The organism is Streptomyces sp. JN8, assembly GCF_055808075.1.
Map to the genome: position 1 here is coordinate 794,948 of NZ_CM147852.1, position 18,326 is coordinate 813,273.

Below are 18,326 nucleotides of genomic sequence, written 5' to 3' on the forward strand. Positions count from 1 at the left end.
ACCCGCGTCCGCGCCCGCACGTGCCCTTCGCCCCGCCCTCCGATCCCCTGCACCTTCCTTCCGAACGCCCGAACAGGACCCCGATGACGGATACCCAGGACCTGCCCACCGGCTGGTCCGCAGCCAAGCGCGCCCTGCTCAGCCAGCGGCTGCGCGGCACGGCAGCCCCCGCCCGGGTGGTGGACCCCCGCCCGGCGGACACCCCGCCGCCGCTCTCCAGCGGCCAGGAACGCCTCTGGTTCATGGACCAGTTCACTCCCGGATCCACGGCCTACACACTGGCTCCGGCCCGCCGCCTCCGCGGCCCGCTCGACCGCGCCGCGCTGGACGCCGCGCTCACCGACCTGGTGGCCCGGCACGAGAGCCTGCGGATGACCTTCCCCGCCACCGAGGCCGGCACCGCCGAGGTACGGGTCGCCGAACCCGCCCCGTTCACCGCCCGGCACGTGGACGCCACGACCGACCCCGACCCGGAGGCACGGGCGACCGCCGCACTCGGCGCCCTCATCGCGGAGCCCTTCGACCTCGGGTCCGGCCCGCTGGTGCGCGCCCTGGTGGTCCGGGTCGCCGAGGACGACCACGTCCTCGCCCTGGTGATGCACCACATCATCTGCGACGGCTGGTCGATCGACCTCCTCCACCGCGAGCTCGACCTCCGGTACGCCCACCACGCCCACGGGGAACCCGGCGAACTGCCGGTCCTCGACGTACAGTTCGGCGACTACGCGGTCTGGCAGCGGGACCGTCTGGAGAACGGCCCGCTCGCCGCCTCCCGCGCGTACTGGCGCACGGCGCTCGACGGCGTCCCCGCCCTCGACCTGCCCTCCGACCGGCCGCGGCCGCCGCTGTTCACGTTCGACGGCGCCGCCGCCGAGTTCCGCTGGAGCCCGGACCTCTCCCGCCGGATCGGCGAGGCCGCGCGGGCCTACGGCGCCTCGACGTACATGGTCCTGATGGCCGGGTTCCAGGCCCTCCTCGGGCGGCACGCGGGGCAGCGCGACTTCGCCGTCGGCTCGGCCGTGGCCGGTCGCCTGCACCGTGAACTGGAGAACGTCGTGGGGGCGTTCGTCAACATGCTGCCGATCCGCGCCCGGCTCTCCGCCGACCTGGAGTTCGGGCAGTTGATCAGCCGGGTCCGCGAGACCACGCTGGACGCGTACGCGCACCAGGAGGTGCCGTTCGAGCAGATGGTCGGCGACCTGGCGGTGGAGCGCGACGTCAGCCGCGCCGCGGTCTTCCAGACCACCTTCGCCTTCCAGAACTACGGCGACCGCGCGGCCGGCCCCGCGACGGGCCCGGCGGGCCTGGACTCCCGGGGCTTCGGCTACGAGGCCACCACCACCCACGCCGATCTCGCCCTCTACATGCGCGAGGAGGCGGACGGCGGCCTGTACGGACTGCTCACCTACCGCACCGACCTCTTCGACGCCGGCACCGTCGAGCGCCTCGTGGAACGCTTCGAGCTGCTGATCACGGCGGGCGTCGCCGACCCCGCGCTGCCGGTCGACCGGCTGCCGCTCCTGGGCGCGGCCGAGCGTACGGCCGTCCTGGAGACCTGGGCCGCGGGGCCCGCGCTCCCGGACGACGGCCCCGCCACCCTCACCCGGGCGCTGGCCGACGCCGCCGCCCGGACGCCCGGCGATCCGGCACTGGTCTTCGGGGACCGCACCCTGTCCTACGGCGACCTCGACCGCCGGGCCAACGCCATGGCCCGTCGCCTGCGGGCCCTGGGCGTGGCCGCGGACGACCGGGTGGCCGTCTGCCTGGAGCAGTCCCCCGAGCTGGCGGTCGCCCTGGTCGCGGTGCTCAAGGCCGGCGGCGGCTATCTGCCCCTCGACCCCGAACAGCCCCCCGCCCGGCTCGCCCACCTGGTCGCCGACGCCGGGGCCCGGGTCCTGATCACCGACGGCGCGCTGCGGCCGCGGTTCGGCGACCACCCCGCGGTCGACCTGCTGACCGACGGGGCCCCCGGGACGGACGGCGAGGACGGGTCGCCCCTGCCGGAGGCCTCCGGCGCCGACCACCTGGCGTACGTCATCTACACCTCGGGATCCACCGGCGCCCCCAAGGGCGTGGCGGTGCAGCACCGCCAGTTCCTCCACTACCTGGCGGGCGTGCGCGAGCGGCTCCGGATCGAGCCCGGGGCGTCCTACGGGCTGCTGCAGTCGCTGTCCTTCGACTTCAGCATGACCATGCTCTACCTGGCCCTGACGACGGGCGGCCGGGTGCACCTGCTGCCGCGCCGGATCGCCGGCGTGGAACTCGCCGGCGAGATCGAGCGGGCCGGCATCGCGTACCTGAAGATGACGCCCTCCCACCTGGCCGCCCTCACGGCCGACGCTCCGCTCGTCGAGCTGCTGCCGAGCCGCGCGCTGGTCCTCGGCGGCGAGGCCAGCGGCGCGTCGTGGGCGGCGGGCATCGCCGCGCTCGGCCGCTGCGCGGTGTTCAACCACTACGGTCCGACCGAGGCGACGGTGGGCATCACCGTCCACGAGGTGACCGCCCGGGCGGCGGACGCACCCGGCAGCACCCCGATCGGAACACCCCTGGCCGGCGGGCGCTGCTACGTCCTGGACGAGAACCGCGAGCCCGTGCCGCCCGGGGTGACCGGGGAGCTGTACGTGGGCGGGGACCGGCTGGCCCGCGGCTACCTCGGACGGCCGGACCTCACCGCAGAGCGCTTCCTGCCCGACCCGTACGCGCCCCGCCCGGGCACGCCCGGGACCTCTGACCCGCGGATGTACCGCACCGGCGACCTGGCGCGCTGGCGGTCCGACGGGGCGCTGGAGTACCTGGGCCGCGACGACGACCAGATCAAGGTCCGCGGCTACCGCGTCGAGCCCGGCGAGATCGAGGCCGCGCTCACCGCCCTGCCCGGCGTCACCCAGGCGGTGGTCACGGTCCGCGGCGAGGGCGTCCGGCAGAACCTCGTCGCCCACCTGGAGCGCCCCGCCGGCGGCGAACCGCCGACCGCGGCCGAACTCCGCGCCGCGCTCGGCGAGGTGCTGCCGGACTACATGGTCCCGGCCCGCTACGTCGTGCTGGAACGGCTGCCGCTGCTCGCGCACGGCAAGGTGGACCGGAAGGCGCTGCCCGCTCCCGCGGACGGTCCTGCGGAGGGCACCCGGGTGGACCCCGAGGGCGAGACCGAGCAGGTGATCGCCGCCCTCTGGGCGGACCTGCTGGAACTCCCCCGGGTCGGCGCGCTGGACGACTTCTTCGAACTCGGGGGCCACTCCCTCCTCGCCACCCAGGTCGTCGCGCGGATGCGGCGGGCCTTCCCCGACCTGGCCACCCCGGTCGGCGTGATGGACCTCTTCACGCACCCGACGGTCCGCCGGCTCGCCGAGCTGGTCACCGCGCCCGAGGGGGACCGCGGCCCGCTGCGGCTGCTGCACCGGCTCACCCCGGAGCGCCGAGCGCTCGCCGGCAGCGTGGTCTGCGCCCCGTACGGCGGAGGCAGCGCCCTGATCTACAAGCCGCTCGCCGACGCCATGCCGGCGGACTGGGCCCTGCACTCCCTCGCCGTCCCCGGCCACGAGCTGGGTGAGGAGGCGATGGACATCGACGAGGTCGCCCGGCTCTGCGCCGAGGAGATCGTCGCGAACGTCGCCGGCCCGCTGGTGCTCTACGGCCACTGCGGGGTCGGTGTCCGGCTGACCGTGGAGATCGCCCGCCGGGTGGAGGCCGCCGGCCGGAAGATCGACGCCGTACACCTCGGGGGCATCTTCCCGTTCGCCCGCCCGGGGGGCCGGGGCGCCGCGCTCGCCGAGCGGTTCGCCGAACTCTCCGCCCGCCTGCGCAGCGACCAGGGCATGATCAACGCCCTGGCCGCCGCGGGACTGGACACCGACGAGGTCGACGAGGAGCAGCTGCGGCTGATCGTGCGCAACCGGCGGGTCGGCACCAAGGAGGCCGAACGCTACTTCGGCGAGCTGTACGAGACCGAGGGCGGGGTCCTCTCGGCGCCGGTGATCGCCGTGTGCGGCGACCGCGACCCGGCGACCGAGTTCTACGAGGAGCGGTTCCGCGAGTGGCACCGCATCACCGGGACCGCCGCGGTGGTGGTGCTGGACGAGGCGGGGCACTTCTTCCTCAAGTACCGGGCGCGGGAGCTGGCCGACATCCTGACCGGGGTGCACCGCTCGCTCGCCGCCGGGGAGGAGGCGCGCCACCGGCGCACCGACGGCGCGACCTGGTGGCTCGCCGGGCTGTCCCGCGACGGCGCGGAGGCGGAGTCCATCACCGGAGTGCCGGAGGAGGCGGATGCGGCCGGGCGGGCGCGTCGGCGGGACCGGTCCCGGGCGCGGGGGAGGTCGGGGACGCGCCGCCCGGTCCGCCCGACCATGGGGCGGTTCCTCACCATCGCCACCGGCCAGCAGCTCTCGATGATCGGCTCGGCCCTGACCGAGTTCGCCCTGCCGATCTGGGTCTACCTGCAGACCGGTTCGCTGTTCCAGCTCGGGCTGCTCGCCGCCTTCGGCCTGGTGCCGGGCATCGTGGTCGCCCCGCTGGCCGGTGCCGTCGTGGACCGGGGCGACCGCCGGCGGGTGATGCTCTGGGGCGACGTGGCCGCCGGTCTCACCCAGGCCGCCATGCTGGTGCTGTACCTCGGCGGTTCGCTGGAGGTCTGGCACTGCTACGTGATGATCTCGCTGCTGTCCGCCGCACTCGCCTTCCAGCGGGTCGCCTGGGGTTCGGCGGTCCCGCAGCTGGTGCCCAAGCGCTACCTCGGCCGCGCCAACGGCGTGGTGCAGATGGCGCTCGGCCTGGCCCAGTTCCTCGTCCCGCTCATCGCCGTCGGCATCCTGCACGTGATCGGCCTGGGCGGCATCCTGGTCTTCGACGTCGTCAGCTACTTGCTCGCCACCGGTGTGACCCTGGCGGTGCGCTTCCCCGACGCGATGGCCGCCACCCGCCGGGAGAGCGTCGCCGCCGAGATGCGGGCCGGGTTCCAGCGGGCCCTCGGCAGCCGCTACTTCCGGGCCATGCTGTTCTGGTTCGCGCTGCTCAACATCTTCCTCTCGCCGCTCTTCCTCCTCGTCACCCCGCTGGTCCTCTCCTTCTCGTCGACGGCCGCCGCGGGCTGGGTGTCCACCGCGGCCGGGCTCGGCGCCGTCCTGGGCGGCCTCACCCTGCTGGTCTGGGGAGGCCCGCGGCGGATGCGGCTGCGGGGCGTCCTGTGCGCCACCCTCGGTCTCGCCGCCGCCTGCGTCCTCACCGGACTCCGGCCCTCGGTGGCCGTGGTCGCCGCCGGCGCGTTCGGCATGACCTACGGGCTCGCCCTGCTCAACGGCATCTACGCGACGGTCGTCCAGACCAAGGTCCCGATGCGCTTCCACGGGCGGGTGATCGCGGTGAACACCATGGTCGCCTGGTCCACCCTGCCGATCGGGTTCGCCCTGGTGGCGCCGGTGGGCCCGGGGCTGCTCCAGCCCCTGATGGACGAGGGCGGCGCGCTGGCCTCCAGCGTCGGCGCGCTGATCGGCACCGGTGACGGGCGCGGCATCGGCCTGCTCTACCTGGTGTTCGGCCTCGCCATGGCCGCACTGGCCCTCGTCAGCTTCTTCGTTCCCGTCCTGGCCCGGTTCGACAGGGAAGTCCCCGACGCCGAGTCCGACGACCTGATCGGCCTGGAGACCCTCCAGGCCCGTGCGAAAGCCGAGATCACCGCATGACCTCCCCGACCGCGGACACCCGCCATCCGCTGACCGACGAGCAGCGCCGGCTCTGGATGCTCCAGCAACTGCACCCGGACGACGCCGGGTTCAACATGTACCTGAACCAGCGCTGGAGCGGCCCGCTCGACCCGCGCGCCCTGAGCACGGCGCTCACCCGGCTGACCGCACGGCACCAGGTGCTGCGCACCCGGTTCACGCTGGACGGCGAGCTGCCCGTCCAGGTCGTCGAGCCCGTGCGCGAGGTCGTACTCACCCGCGTTCCGCTCCCCGACGCGGCGGACGAGGCGGCCTTCACCGCGGCCTGCGCCCCCTTCGCCAACGCCCCGTTCGACCTGGGTGAGCGCCCGCCGCTCCGGGCCGTCCTGGTCAGCTCCGGCGAGCACGAGCACGCGCTGAGCCTGGTGGTCCACCACATCGTCTCCGACGGCTGGTCGTTCACCGTGCTCTGGCGGGAACTCCTCGCGCTCTACCGCGAGGAGACCGGCGAGGGGCCCGCCGGCCTCCCCGAACTGGAGCTGTGCTTCGGCGACTTCGCACGCGCCGAGCGGGCCAGGCTCGACGGCGGCGCCGCCGAGGAGGCCTTCCGGTACTGGAGCGGGCGGCTGGCCGGTGTCGGAGCCCTGCGGATGCCCCTGGACCACCCTAGGCCGGCCGAACCCGCCCGGCCGGCCGGCTTCGCGGACCTCGCCCTCGGGGCCGATCTCGTCGCCGGGATCGACTCCCTGGCCCGCGAGCAGCGCTGCACCCCGTTCATGGTGCTGCTCGCGGCCTACCAGATGGTGCTGGCCCGCTGGAGCGGCAGCCTCGACTTCGCCGTCGGCACCCCCCTCGCAGGCCGCACCGAGACGGCCCACGAGGCGCTGCTCGGCTACTTCGCCCGCACCGGGGTGATCCGCGCGGACCTCACGGGGGACCCCGACTTCCGTACCGTGCTGCGGCGGGTCCGGACCGCCACGATGGCCGCGCTGAGCCATCAGGACGTGCCGGTCGAGCGGGTGGCCGCCGCACTGGGACTGCCCGTGCGGCCCGGGGCCGACGCGCTCTGCCAGGCGGTGTTCGTCCACCAGAGCCAGCACGACCCGGCCGACGCGGGCGCGGTGCTGCCCGGGGGCGTCCGGACAGCCGGCATGGACTCGGGCTTCGACCGGGCCAAGACCGATCTGCTGCTGGACAGCTGGCGCACGCCGGACGGCGGGATGACGCTCTCCTTCTGCTTCGACCGGGAGCTCTTCGAGCGCTCCACGGTCGAGGCCCTCGCCCGCCGGGTCCGCGGACTGCTGGCCCGCGCCGTCCTGGACGTCGGGATCCCGCTGCACGGCGACTGGCTGCTGACCGGCGAGGAGCGCGCCGGGCTGCTCGCCCTCGGTGCCGGGCCCTCCGTCGCCGGGGACGCCCCACCGATCCTGCGCGGTTTCGCCGACCAGGTCGCCGCCCGCCCCGGCGCGCCCGCCCTCGCCTGCGCGGGCGAGGTGCTCACGTACGCCGAACTCGACCGCGCGTCGGACGCGTTGGCCCGGCGCCTGGGTCCGGTGACCGGCCGCGCGGTGGGGGTCCTGATCGAGCCCTCCTTCGGCCTGGTCGTCGCGCTGCTGGCGATCTGGAAGGCCGGGGCGGGCTACCTGCCGCTCGATCCCGCCCACCCCGACGAGCGGCGGCGGCTGATGCTCGACGAGGCGGACGCCGCCCTGCTGGTCACCGGCGCCGACCGGCCCGACCTCGGCGTCCCGGTGCTGGTCCTCGACGAGCCGTCCGCCGGTCCCGGGGGGACCGAGGAGCCGGGTGCCGTGCCCGGAGCCGACGGAGCCGCGGCCGGCGCGTCGTCCGGGGCCGGCCCGGGCGGGCTCGCGTACGTCCTCTACACCTCGGGTTCGACCGGCGCCCCGAAGGGGGTCGCCGTGGAGCACGGCGCCCTCGCCGAGCGCGTCCGGTGGATGGCCGGCCCGGAGGGCTACGGGCTCGGGCCCGGCGACCGGATCGTGCAGTTCGCGTCGATCGGGTTCGACACCCACGCCGAGGAACTCTGGCCCGCCCTCACCGCGGGCGCCTGCGTCGTCCTGCTGCCCGGCGGCGGGCGGATGCTGCCGGACCTGCTGCGCGGCGAGGCGGGACGGTCCGTCACCGTCCTCGACCTGCCGACCGCGTACTGGCAGGAGCTGGTGTCCCTGGGCGAGGGCACTCCCTGGCCGCCGGCGCTGCGCCTGGTGGTGCTCGGCGGTTCCGAGGCACGCGCCGTCACCCTCGCCCAGTGGCGGGAGCGGCACGGCGACGGCGTCCGTCTCGTCAACACCTACGGTCCGACCGAGGCCACCGTGATCGTCACCGCGGGCGACCTCGCGGGCGGCCGGTCCGACGCCCCCGTCGTCGGACCGGCCGCCGGGCGGCGTCCCCCGCTCGGCCGCCCGCTGCCGGGCGTGCGCCTCTACGTGCTGGACGAGCGCGGCGGTCTGCTGCCCGCCGGCGCCGAGGGCGAGCTGTACGTCGGCGGCCGCGGCCTGGCGCGCGGCTACGTCGACCGGCCCGGGCTCACCGCGGAGGCCTTCCTGCCGGATCCGTTCGCCGACGCGCCCGAGGCACGGATGTACCGCACCGGGGACCGCGTCCGGTGGCGTGCCGACGGGCAGCTGGAGTTCCTGGGGCGCGCCGACGACCAGGTGAAGATCCGGGGATACCGGATCGAGCCGGCCGAGATCGAGGCCGCCCTCACCGCCCACCCGGCCGTCGCCCGGGCGACGGTGCTGGTCCGCGGCGGGCGACGGCTGATCGCGTACGCCGTGCCGCGACCCGCGGCCGGGGAGGCGTCGGCCGCCGCGCCGGGGGCGGGCGCCCTGCGCGAGCACCTGGCCCGGCGGCTGCCGGCCTACATGGTGCCGGAGGCCGTGGTGCTGCTGGACACCCTCCCGCTCACCGCCAACGGCAAGCTCGACATCGCCGCCCTCCCGGACCCCGGCCTCGATCCGGCGGGCGGTCCGGACGGGTACCTGGCGCCCCGCACCGAGGCCGAGGCCCTCGTGGTGGAGCTCTGGCAGCAGGTCCTCGGCCTGCCGAGGATCGGGGTCGTGGACGACCTCCACGCCCTCGGCGCGGACTCGCTCCTGGTCACCCGGGTCGCCGCCCGCATCCGGGCGGACGTCGGGCTGGACGTGTCGATCCGCGACGTCTTCGAGAGCCCGACCGCGGCGGCCCTGGCGGCCCGGGTGGAGGCCCTGCTCATCGCCGAGATCGACGCCCTGAGCGAGGAGGAGGCCGCAGGCCGGCTGGCCTGACCCGCCTCCGGGGAGTCCCTGCGCCGACCCGTCCCGCACGGACTCCCCGCCGAGGCCACCGCCCCACGCCCGGTCGTGCGGCGGCGCCGGGTGCGCCCGACGCCGCCGCAGGACCGGAACGAGGCGCCGGACACCGCCGCACGACCGGAGGAAGGTGCCCGACGCGCCGCACGCCGCCGCCACGCCGGGCCGTGCGGTGTCGAAGGCGTCCGCCCGGACCGTCGCACGACCCCGGCGGACGCGCCCCCTCTGCCTCCGTCCGCCCGACCCCCTTCCCCGACGAACGCACCGGAGACCACCATCGCCACCAACCCGCCGCCCGCCGCGACGACCGTCCCCGAGCTCCTCGACGCCCGTGCCGCCGAACACCCGGACCAGGTGGCCCTGCAGGTCGTCGGGGGCGGGCAGCTCTCCTACCGCCGCTGGCGCGAGGAGGCGCTGCGCGCCGCCCTCGGGCTCGCGGCCGCCGGGGTCGCACCGCGCGACCGGGTCGTGTTGCGCTTCTCCAACGCGCGCTGGGAGCGGTACGCCGTGGGCTTCCTCGCCGTCCAGTACGCGGGCGGCGTGCCCGTACCGGTCCGCGAGGACCTGTCCGCGACCGACGCCGCCGCCCTGGCCGCGCTGGCCGAGGCCCGCACGGCCCTGACGGACGGCGGGCTTCCGGGCGTCCCGGGACTGGTCGAGCTGACCCTGGACGCCCTGCTCGCGGCGCACGACGCGGTGCCGGACGGCCCGCCGCACCGGGTCCGCCCGGACGACCCGGCGCAGGTGATCGGCACGTCCGGTACCACCGGCGCGCCCAAGGGCGTGCTCGCCGCCCACGGGAACCTGACCGCCGGCCTGGTCCCGCGCCCGCGGCGCCGCGCCTACGCCCATTCGCGGCACGCCCTGCACGCCTTCCCGATCGGGACCAACGCGGCCCAGGTGATGCTGCTCAACGCGCTGACCGCCACGCCCACCACGCTCAGCCTGCCCCGCTTCGACGCGGACCGGTTCGGCGACACCGTGCGGAGGTTCGGGGTCGGCACCGCCTTCCTGGTGCCCTCGATGGCGATCGAACTGCTCCACGCGGGCACCGCGGGGCGGTACGACCTGAGCAGTCTGCGGCTGGTCAACTCCTCGGCCGCGGCGCTGCCCGTGCCGGTGGCGGCCGCGCTGGCGGCGGCCCTGCCCGACGCGACCCTCGTCAACACGTACACCTCCGCCGAGGCCTCGCCCGCCCAGATCTCGACCGTGGTCGACACCCGCCGGCCGGGCTCCCTGGGCCGCCCGGCGGACCCCCGCGACCTCCGGATCCTCGACCCGGAGGGTCTGCCGCTGCCGGCGGGCCGCGTCGGGGACGTCTGGCTCCGCCAGCCCGGGCCGCCCCGCGGCTACCTCGGCGCCGACGGCCGGGGCGACCGGGTGTTCCGGGACGGCTGGGTGCGGATGGGCGACGTCGGACACCTGGACCGGGACGGCTACCTGTACCTGGTCGACCGGGAGAGCGACGTCATCAAGAGCGGTGCGCTGAAGGTCTCCACGCTGCGGATCGAGGAGGTGCTGCACGAGCACCCCTCGGTCGCCGACGCGGCGGCGCTCGGCGTGCCGCACCCGGTGATGGGGGCCGTCCCGGTGGCGGTGGTGGTGGCCGGACCCGGCGGTGTCGACCTGGACGAGCTGCGGCTGTTCCTGAGCGGACGGCTGAGCCGCCCCGAGCTCCCCGTCCGTCTCCTGGTCGCGGACGCGCTGCCCAGGAACCCTAGCGGCAAGGTCCTCAAGCACAGGCTCCGCCCGCTGTTCGAGGCTCCCGCCGAGCCGACCGCGCCCGCGGTCGCCCCGGCCACGGAGACGGAACTCCGGCTGGCGAAGCTCTGGCGGAGCCTGCTCGGCCGCCCCGTGACCGACGTGGCGGCCGAGTTCTTCGCGCTCGGCGGCGACTCGTTCCGGGCAGTCCAGCTCGCCACCGGGATCGGCGCCGAGTTCGGGATCCGGGCGGGTACCGCCCTGGTCTTCGAGCGGCCCTCGCTGCGGGCCCAGGCGGCCTGGCTGGACCACCCCGACCGCCGGCCGGCCGCCCCCGCCGGACCGGTCGCCCGACCGCCCGCCGCGCCGGACACCGTGACGCCCTATCTGGCCGCCCTCAGGTCGCAGCCGCACGCCGTCCCCCTCACCTCGCAGCAGGAGAACTTCTTCCGGTGGATGGCCGAGGCCCCCGGGCGGGACGCCGGCGCGGTGACGGCGCTGTTCCGGGTGGCCGACCGGCTGGCGCCGGAGACCCTGGGCCGGGCCCTCACCGAGGTCGTCCGTCGCCATCCGGCGCTGCGCACCCGCTTCGAGGCGGTGGACGGGGTGGTCCGGGCGGTGCTGGACGAGGAGCCCCGGGTGCGGATCACGCTGACCGAGGCGCCGGACGCCACGGACGCGGAGGTGGACGCGCTGCTGCTGGCCGAACGCGACCGGCTCACCGACCTGGGCCGCGACCCGATGACCCGCCTCCTGGTGGTCAGCCGGTCGGCGACCGACCACGTGGTGCTGGTCGCCGTGCACCACATGGTGTCCGACGGCTGGTCGATCGGGGTGCTCCTGTCCGACCTGGGCGTCTGCTACTCCGCGCTGCGCCGGGGCCGGCCCCGCCCGCCCGGGTGGGCCCGGGCTACGGGGAGCTGGTGGACTGGGCGAACGGGCACTGGCCGGCCTCCCGCGCCCACTTCGCGGCCGCGCTCGCCGGCGCGCCGGAGGCCGTGGAGGAGTTCGACGACCGCCGTCCGGTCGACGAAGTCCTCACCCGGGCACTTGAGTTCGAGGTGCCGGTACGGGCGGCGGACGCCCTGCGGGCCCGGGCGGCCGAGCTGGGCGCCACGCCCTTCCTGGCCGTCACCGCCGCCTGGGCCGGACTGCTGGCGCGCCGCGGCGGCCGTCCCGACCTGGTGGTGATGACGCCGGTGCCCGGCCGCCCCCGGCCGGAGGCGGAGCGGACGGTGGGCTGCTTCGTCCAGTCGCTGCTGCTGCGGGTGGACGCGAGCGGGGGCCCCGGTTTCGCCGAGCTGGTGGACCGGCTGCGGACGGTCTACAGCGAGGCGCTGGACCACCAGCTCTACCCCTTCGCCGAGTTCAGTCCGTCCGTGCCGTTCGCGGCCTGGCTCCGGTACGAGGCCTGGGCGGCGCCCGCGCAGCTGCCGGGCCTGACCTGCGAGCCCTGGGAGCTGCCGCGCGGCAGCACCGTGCCCTGGCCGCTGCCGGGCGGTGACCGGGGCGTGCCCGAGCTGACCGTGGTCGAGCAGCCCGACGGCGGGCTGCGGTGCTGGTTGCAGTACAACGCGCTGGCCTTCGACCTCCTCGTGGTCACGGGACTGGCGGAGGAGTTCACCGCGGCGCTGACCGCGGCCTGCGGCTGAGACCCCGGTGCGGGTGGCTGCCGGTGCAGGTCCGGTGCCCGGGCCGTGGTCGGCCACGGCCCGGGCTCCGGACGGCGTCGCGGGCGGTCAGCAGGTCGCCCAGTGGCCCGGGGAGGTCTCCCGGAGGGTGCTGGAGACGCCGACGCTCCACAGGCCGAGGTTCTGCTCGGAGCCGTTGGCGTAGGCGTAGCCGCCGGACTGGTGGGCCCGCCCGGCCTGGGTGTGGGCGTAGTTGCTCGCGGTCACGCACGCCCCGGAGCCCGTCGTGGTGGCGGCGACGGATCCGCTCCTGGCCCCGGGCGTCCCGGCGGCGTCGACGGCCGCGACGGCGTAGGAGTAGGTCGTGCCGGCCGTCAGTCCGGTGTCGGTGTGGGCGGTGGTCGTGACCGGCGCGCCGTCCACCCGGGCACCGTTGCGGTACACGTGGTAGGAGGTCGCGCCGGGGACCGGGTTCCACGCCAGCGAGGCGCCGGTCGCGGTGGTCCCGGTGACGCTCAGCCCGGTCGGGGCGGGCAAAGACGGCTGGGTCGTGCCGCCGCCCGCGCCAAGCGCCCTCGCCATGTTCGTCACGGCCGTCATCTGGGGACCCCGCTTCTGCGCGTAGTCGGCCGACTTGTACCCCCACCAGTCCCAGCAGCCGCGCGGGTTGCCGGTCATGGTGGTGGCCTGCGGGTAGAGGACGATCATCCGGTTGGTGTCGGCGTACTCGTTCAGGTAGGCCTTGTCCATGAGGGCGTCGCCGACCGTGCCGAAGGACTGGTGGCAGCCGTGCAGGGTGACCATGAGGGTGCAGGTGGCGCCGTTCCGGCAGGACTTCGGGACGTAGGCGAAGCCCTCCTCTCCCATGCTGATCGCGCCGGCGTCGCCGCCGGGGGCGTAGGCGTTCTGGTCGAACCGGACCAGCGTGCCGTCGAGGGCGGCGGCGGTCGCCGGGTTCACGGGGCCGAGCAGGTGGGTCAGCATGTCCCGCACGGGGTCGCCGCCGCAGTCGTTGACGTACGGCGAGCTGGTGGAGGAGCAGGCGTTGGGGCCCAGCGGGCTGACCCAGGCGTGGCCCGCGGACGAGGTGTCGGCGTAGACGACGTCCGCGCCGAAGTCCCGGTAGTAGGTGGCGAGGTCGTCGTTCACGGCCTTCTTGACGGTGGTGTCGTTGGTGCCGTGGAACAGCCAGACCTTGTCGCCGGACAGGTTGGCGACCGGGTCGACCGTGCCGGCCGCCGCCCGGTCGCGGGTCAGCTGCTCCAGCTGCGCCGGGGTCCTGCGCGCGGTGAACGTCTCCATGCAGGCGTACTGGGCCGTGCTGACGCTGTTCTGGGCGCAGTCGTACGGGCCAGCCGAGAAGATCCCCGCGCCCCGGAAGACCTCGGAGTAGGCGACGTGCAGCTGGTTCGCCATGAAGCCGCCGGACGAGAGCCCGCTGACGTAGGTGGCGCCGATGGCGTAGGGCTGGAGCGGGCCCGGGGTCGGCGGGGGCACGGCCGCCGTCGCGCCGGCGACCGTGGAGGCGGCGATGCCGACGGCCGCCAGGGCCGCGGCGAGGTACTGCCTGATCTTCGTCTTCATTCGGGTTCTCCAGACGGGGGTGGGATGCCGACATCCTGGGGAACGGCGGCGGCTCCGGCCCACGGGTGGGTCCACCACTTCAACGGGTCGCGGTGTGGGGCGCGTTGCCATAGGAACGGGACGGGTCCGGGGCGGTGTCCGGCAGGGCGTTCAATGGCCGGGAGAGCCGTGGGACAGCCGGTGCAGCCGGAGGGCGAGGTGGATCTCCAGGGCGCTGTCGGGGCTGTTCCAGTCGGGGCCGAGGAGTTGGGCGACCCGGTCGAGGCGCTGGACGACGGTGTTGACGTGGACGTGCAGGGCGTCCTTGGCCCGGGACAGGCTCGACCCGTGCTCGTGGTACGCGGACAGGGTGCGCACGAGCTCGGTGCCGCGCTCGGCGTCGTAGGCGAGGACGGGGCCGAGGACGCGGTCGACGTACGGGCCGATGTCCGCGCGGTCGCCGAGGAGGACGCCGACGAAGCCGAGGTCGGCGACGTCCGCCCCGCTGCCGGTGCGGCCGAGGGAGTGGAGCGCGGTGAGGCAGCGCACGGCCTCGGCGTGCAGCGCCGCGTGGTGCGCGGGGGCCGTGCCGGGGCCGGCGGCGCCCACGGTGACCGGGGCGCCGAGGGTCCGGCCGAGATCGGCGGCGAGGCCGCGGGCGAGGGTGCCGGGCTCGTCGCAGGGGACGAGGAGGACGACGGCGCCATGCCGGGTCCCGGCCAGGCCGCCGAGGCGGCGGGCGGTGCGGGCGTTCTCGGCGGCGAGCCGGGTCCGCAGGGCGGGCGCGCAGTCGAGGACGGCGACGGCGTGGGGGCGGGCCAGGTCGAGCCCGAGGCGGCGGGCGCGCAGGGTGAGGCTGCCGTCGTCCCGGTGGGCCGAGGACCCCGGGCCGGCGAGGAGGTCGTCGAGGAGTTCGCCGCGTACCCGGTCCTCGGTCTCGGCGACGGAGCGGCGGATCAGGAGGAGCATGGCGGTGACGAGCGCCGCGCGTTCGAACAGGCGCCGGTCCGCCTCGGGCAGGTCCGCGCGGCCGGTCAGGACGATGCTGCCCAGGGGTTCGGCACCGGCGAGGACGGCGCAGGTCCAGACGTCGCCGGAGCGGACGGCCCGGCCCCCGGTGCGCGAGGCGTCGAGGTCCGCGGGCGAGGGGGCGACCGGGTCGGTGCCGACCCGGGCCAGTTCGCTTCCGTCGGTGTCGTGGAGGGCGACCCCGCCGCCGAGGAGGGCCGCGATCTCGGCCGCGACCTCGTCGCTGCCGGCGCCGCGCAGCACCAGCTTGGACAGCCGGTCGTGGGCGTCGGAGGCCTGGTGGAGGGCTTCGCCGTGGGCGCGGGCCCGTGCGGTGGCGGATTCGAGGCGGGCGAGCGCGGTACGGGTCTCCCCCAGTCGGCGGGCGCTGTCGATGGCGACGGCCGCGTGGTCGGCGAGCGAGCCGAGGAGGGCGATGGCGTCGGGGGTGAACTCGCGGGGGCTGCGGTCGGCCGCGAAGAGGACGCCGATGACCTCCGCGCCGAGGCGCAGCGGCACGCCGAGGATGCCGCGCAGCCCTTCCTCGGACACGCCGTCGTCGATGGTGCCGGTGTGACGGTAGCGGCGGTCGGCGTGGTAGTCGGTGCTGGCGTACGGGCGGGCGGTCTGCGCGACCAGACCGCCCAGGCCCTCCCCCATCCCCAGGCGCAGCTGCTGGAAGGCCGCCGACACGGAACCCTCGGTGACCCGCATGAAGGTGTCCTGCGCGACGGGGTCGTTGAGGGTCAGGTAGGCGACGTCCGCGCCGAGCAGCGTGCGGGCGCGCCGGACGATGGCGCGCAGGACGGCGTCGAGGTCGCGCAGCCGGGCCAGGTCGCCGGCGGTGTCGAAGAGCGCGACCAGTTCCGCCTCCCGGCGCCGGTACTGGTCGAGGACCCGCCGGACGGTCAGGGCGGCCTCGGTGGTCTCCTCGATCCGTGCGACCTCCGCCGCCGCGGCTCCGTCCGCCCGCGACCGCGCGGGTTCCAGGGCGAGGTCCTCGGCCGGGGAGTCGGCGGCGAGCAGGTCGAGCAGGCGGCACGCGGCCGTCTCGGTGGGCGACGGCGTGGGGGCGTCGGCTCGGCGACCGGTGGTCACGGGGCCTCCTGGCGGTGGTGCGGACGGGGGGTGACGCGGTGACGGGCCCGGACCGCGGCCGTCAGGGGGTGACGGCCGCGGTCCGGGCCGCTCCGGGCGCGGGACGGGCGCTAGGCCGCGGGGACCGGGGGCTGTGGGGCCGTCTCCTCGTCCCGGCCGCGGCGGAGGTCGCGGCCGAGGGTCTCCCGGGTGACGGCCACGGTGAGGGTGGTGATCACGGCCGCCGCGCAGAGGTAGACGCTGATCGGTGTGGAGCTGCCGTAGTCCTTGAGGAGTTCCACCGCGATGATCGGTGCGAGGGCGCCGGCGAGGATGGAGGCGAGCTGGGAGCCCATCGAGGCGCCGGAGTAGCGGACCTTGGTGTCGAACATCTCGGAGATGAACGCGGCCTGCGGCCCGTACATCGCGCCGTGCAGCAGCAGGCCGGCGGTGACGGCGAGGGTGATCACCACGAACGACTTCGAGTCGACGAGGCCGAAGAAGACGAACGCCCAGACCGCCATGCCCGCGGAGCCGATCAGGGTGACCGGGCGTCGGCCGACGCGGTCGGAGAGCGCGCCCCACATCGGGATGGTGACGAAGTGGACGGCCGAGCCGATGAGGACGGCGTTCAGCGCGGTGCTCTTCGGGAGTTCCAGGTGGACCGTGACGTAGACGAGGAGGAAGGAGGTGAGGATGTAGTAGGAGATGTTCTCGCCGAAGCGGGTGCCGATGGCGGACAGGACCTCGCGCCAGCTGCGCCTGAACACCTCGACGACCGGGGCCTCCTCCTTGGCTCCCGCGGCGGCGGCCGCCTCGGCCTTCGCCTGGGCCTCCAGGAAGACCGGGGACTCGGAGACCGAGACGCGGATCCACAGGCCGATCAGCACGAGGAGTCCGGACAGCAGGAACGGGATCCGCCAGCCCCAGGCCTGGAAGTCGGCCTCCGACTGGACGGCGGCGAGCAGCGCCAGGACACCGGTGGCCAGCAGGTTGCCGCCCGGGGCGCCGGCCTGCGGCCAGGAGGCCCAGAAGCCGCGGTGCTCGGCACCGCCGTGCTCGGAGACGATGAGGACCGCCCCGCCCCACTCGCCGCCGAGGGCGAAGCCCTGCACCAGCCGCAGCACGGTGAGCAGGATCGGGGCCCAGACGCCGATGGTGCCGTAGGTGGGCAGCAGGCCCATGGCGAAGGTGGCGCCGCCCATCAGCAGGAGGCTCAGCACCAGGAGCTTCTTGCGTCCGATCTTGTCCCCGAAGTGCCCGAAGACGATGCCGCCGAGCGGGCGGGCGGCGAACCCGATGGCGTACGTGATGAAGGCGATGAGCGTGCCCACCAGGGGGTCGGCGCTGGGGAAGAACAGGGTGTTGAAGACGAGCGCGGCGGCGGAGCCGTACAGGAAGAAGTCGTACCACTCGATGGTGGTGCCGATCAGGCTGGCTCCGACGATGCGGCCGATGCCGCTTCTCGGCTGGGTGCTGGTGTCAGACATGGGTTCACCGGTTTCACGGAACGGACGGGGACGGGGTGGGGCGTGAGGGGGTGCGGTGGGCGGCGGCGGGCTCAGCCCGCGGTCCAGCCGCCGTCGAGCGGGAGCGAGGCTCCGGTCAGGTAGCCGGAGTGGGGACCGCACAGCCACAGCACGGCGGCGGCGACCTCGTCGGCCTCCAGGAGCCGTTTGACCGGGGAGCGGGCCAGCATCACGTCGGACAGGACGTCGTCCTCGCTGATGCCGTGGGCCGCGGCCTGGTCGCGGATCTGTCCCTCGACCAGCGGGGTGCGGACGTATCCGGGGTTGACGCAGTTGCTGGTGACGCCGTGCGGGGCGCCCTCGATGGCGGCGACCTTGCTCAGGCCCTCCAGGGCGTGCTTGGCGGTGACGTAGGCGGACTTGAAGGCGCTCGCCCGCAGTCCGTGGACGCTGGAGACGTTGACGACGCGGCCCCAGCCCCGCTCGTACATGTGCGGCAGGGTCCTGCGCATGAGCAGGAAGGGGGCGGTGACCATGACCTTCTGGATGAGTTCGAACCGCTCCGGCGGGAACTCCGTGAGCGGGGCGACGTGCTGCAGGCCCGCGTTGTTGACGAGGATGTCGATCTCGGTGGGCAGGAGCGCGATGGCGTCCGGGTCCGCGAGGTCGGCCACCTGGGCGCGGCCTCCGGCGGTCTCGGCGACCGCCACGGCCGCGTCCGCGTCCCGGTCCACCACGTGGACGAAGGCCCCGGCCCGCGCCAGCGCGAGGACGCAGGCCCGGCCGATGCCGCTGCCGCCGCCCGTCACCAGTGCGGTGCGTCCGCCCAGTTCGGTGCCGGCCGCGGGCGCCGCCGGTCCGCCCGGGGTGGGAAATGTGTTCGTCATGGCCGGAAACAGTAGGGAGACG

At 75.4% G+C, this 18,326-nt stretch carries 7 protein-coding genes and 1 pseudogene; 4 read left to right on the top strand and 4 right to left on the bottom strand.

Annotated features, from left to right (window positions below; genetic code table 11):
* Window positions 1-83 precede the first annotated feature (83 nt).
* From ACY0MR_RS03550 to ACY0MR_RS03565, 4 genes and pseudogenes are all read left to right on the top strand, one after another.
* On the top strand, window positions 84-5,678 hold the full coding sequence (locus ACY0MR_RS03550) for an amino acid adenylation domain-containing protein (RefSeq protein ID WP_473559034.1): 5,595 nt from the start codon (window positions 84-86) through the stop codon (window positions 5,676-5,678).
* Window positions 5,675-8,944, top strand: a complete 3,270-nt coding sequence (locus ACY0MR_RS03555; protein ID WP_473559035.1) for a non-ribosomal peptide synthetase — start codon at window positions 5,675-5,677, stop codon at window positions 8,942-8,944. The genes ACY0MR_RS03550 and ACY0MR_RS03555 overlap by 4 nt, the downstream gene beginning before the upstream one ends.
* Before the next feature lie 378 nt (window positions 8,945-9,322).
* Window positions 9,323-11,503 (top strand): annotated as a pseudogene (locus ACY0MR_RS03560) (class I adenylate-forming enzyme family protein); the annotation flags it as partial.
* A 227-nt stretch (window positions 11,504-11,730) separates the two neighbouring features.
* Window positions 11,731-12,321 carry a condensation domain-containing protein gene (locus ACY0MR_RS03565; protein WP_473559036.1) on the top strand — a complete coding sequence of 197 codons (591 nt, stop codon included), beginning with the start codon at window positions 11,731-11,733 and terminating at the stop codon, window positions 12,319-12,321.
* Between the two features lie 87 nt (window positions 12,322-12,408).
* On the opposite strand, the gene ACY0MR_RS03570 is transcribed toward ACY0MR_RS03565, so the two are convergent.
* The 4 genes from ACY0MR_RS03570 to ACY0MR_RS03585 all read right to left on the bottom strand — a co-directional run bounded on the left by ACY0MR_RS03570 (window position 12,409) and on the right by ACY0MR_RS03585 (window position 18,304).
* Complete coding sequence (locus ACY0MR_RS03570; protein ID WP_473559038.1) at window positions 12,409-13,884, bottom strand: extracellular catalytic domain type 2 short-chain-length polyhydroxyalkanoate depolymerase; 1,476 nt, start codon at window positions 13,882-13,884, stop codon at window positions 12,409-12,411.
* A gap of 150 nt (window positions 13,885-14,034) precedes the next feature.
* Complete coding sequence (locus ACY0MR_RS03575; RefSeq protein WP_473559039.1) at window positions 14,035-15,969, bottom strand: helix-turn-helix domain-containing protein; 1,935 nt, start codon at window positions 15,967-15,969, stop codon at window positions 14,035-14,037.
* A gap of 110 nt (window positions 15,970-16,079) precedes the next feature.
* Window positions 16,080-17,438: an MFS transporter gene (locus tag ACY0MR_RS03580; RefSeq protein WP_388794439.1), complete on the bottom strand. Its 1,359-nt coding sequence runs from the start codon at window positions 17,436-17,438 to the stop codon at window positions 16,080-16,082.
* A 71-nt stretch (window positions 17,439-17,509) separates the two neighbouring features.
* On the bottom strand, window positions 17,510-18,304 hold the full coding sequence (locus tag ACY0MR_RS03585; protein WP_404078882.1) for a 3-hydroxybutyrate dehydrogenase: 795 nt from the start codon (window positions 18,302-18,304) through the stop codon (window positions 17,510-17,512).
* Window positions 18,305-18,326 lie beyond the last annotated feature (22 nt).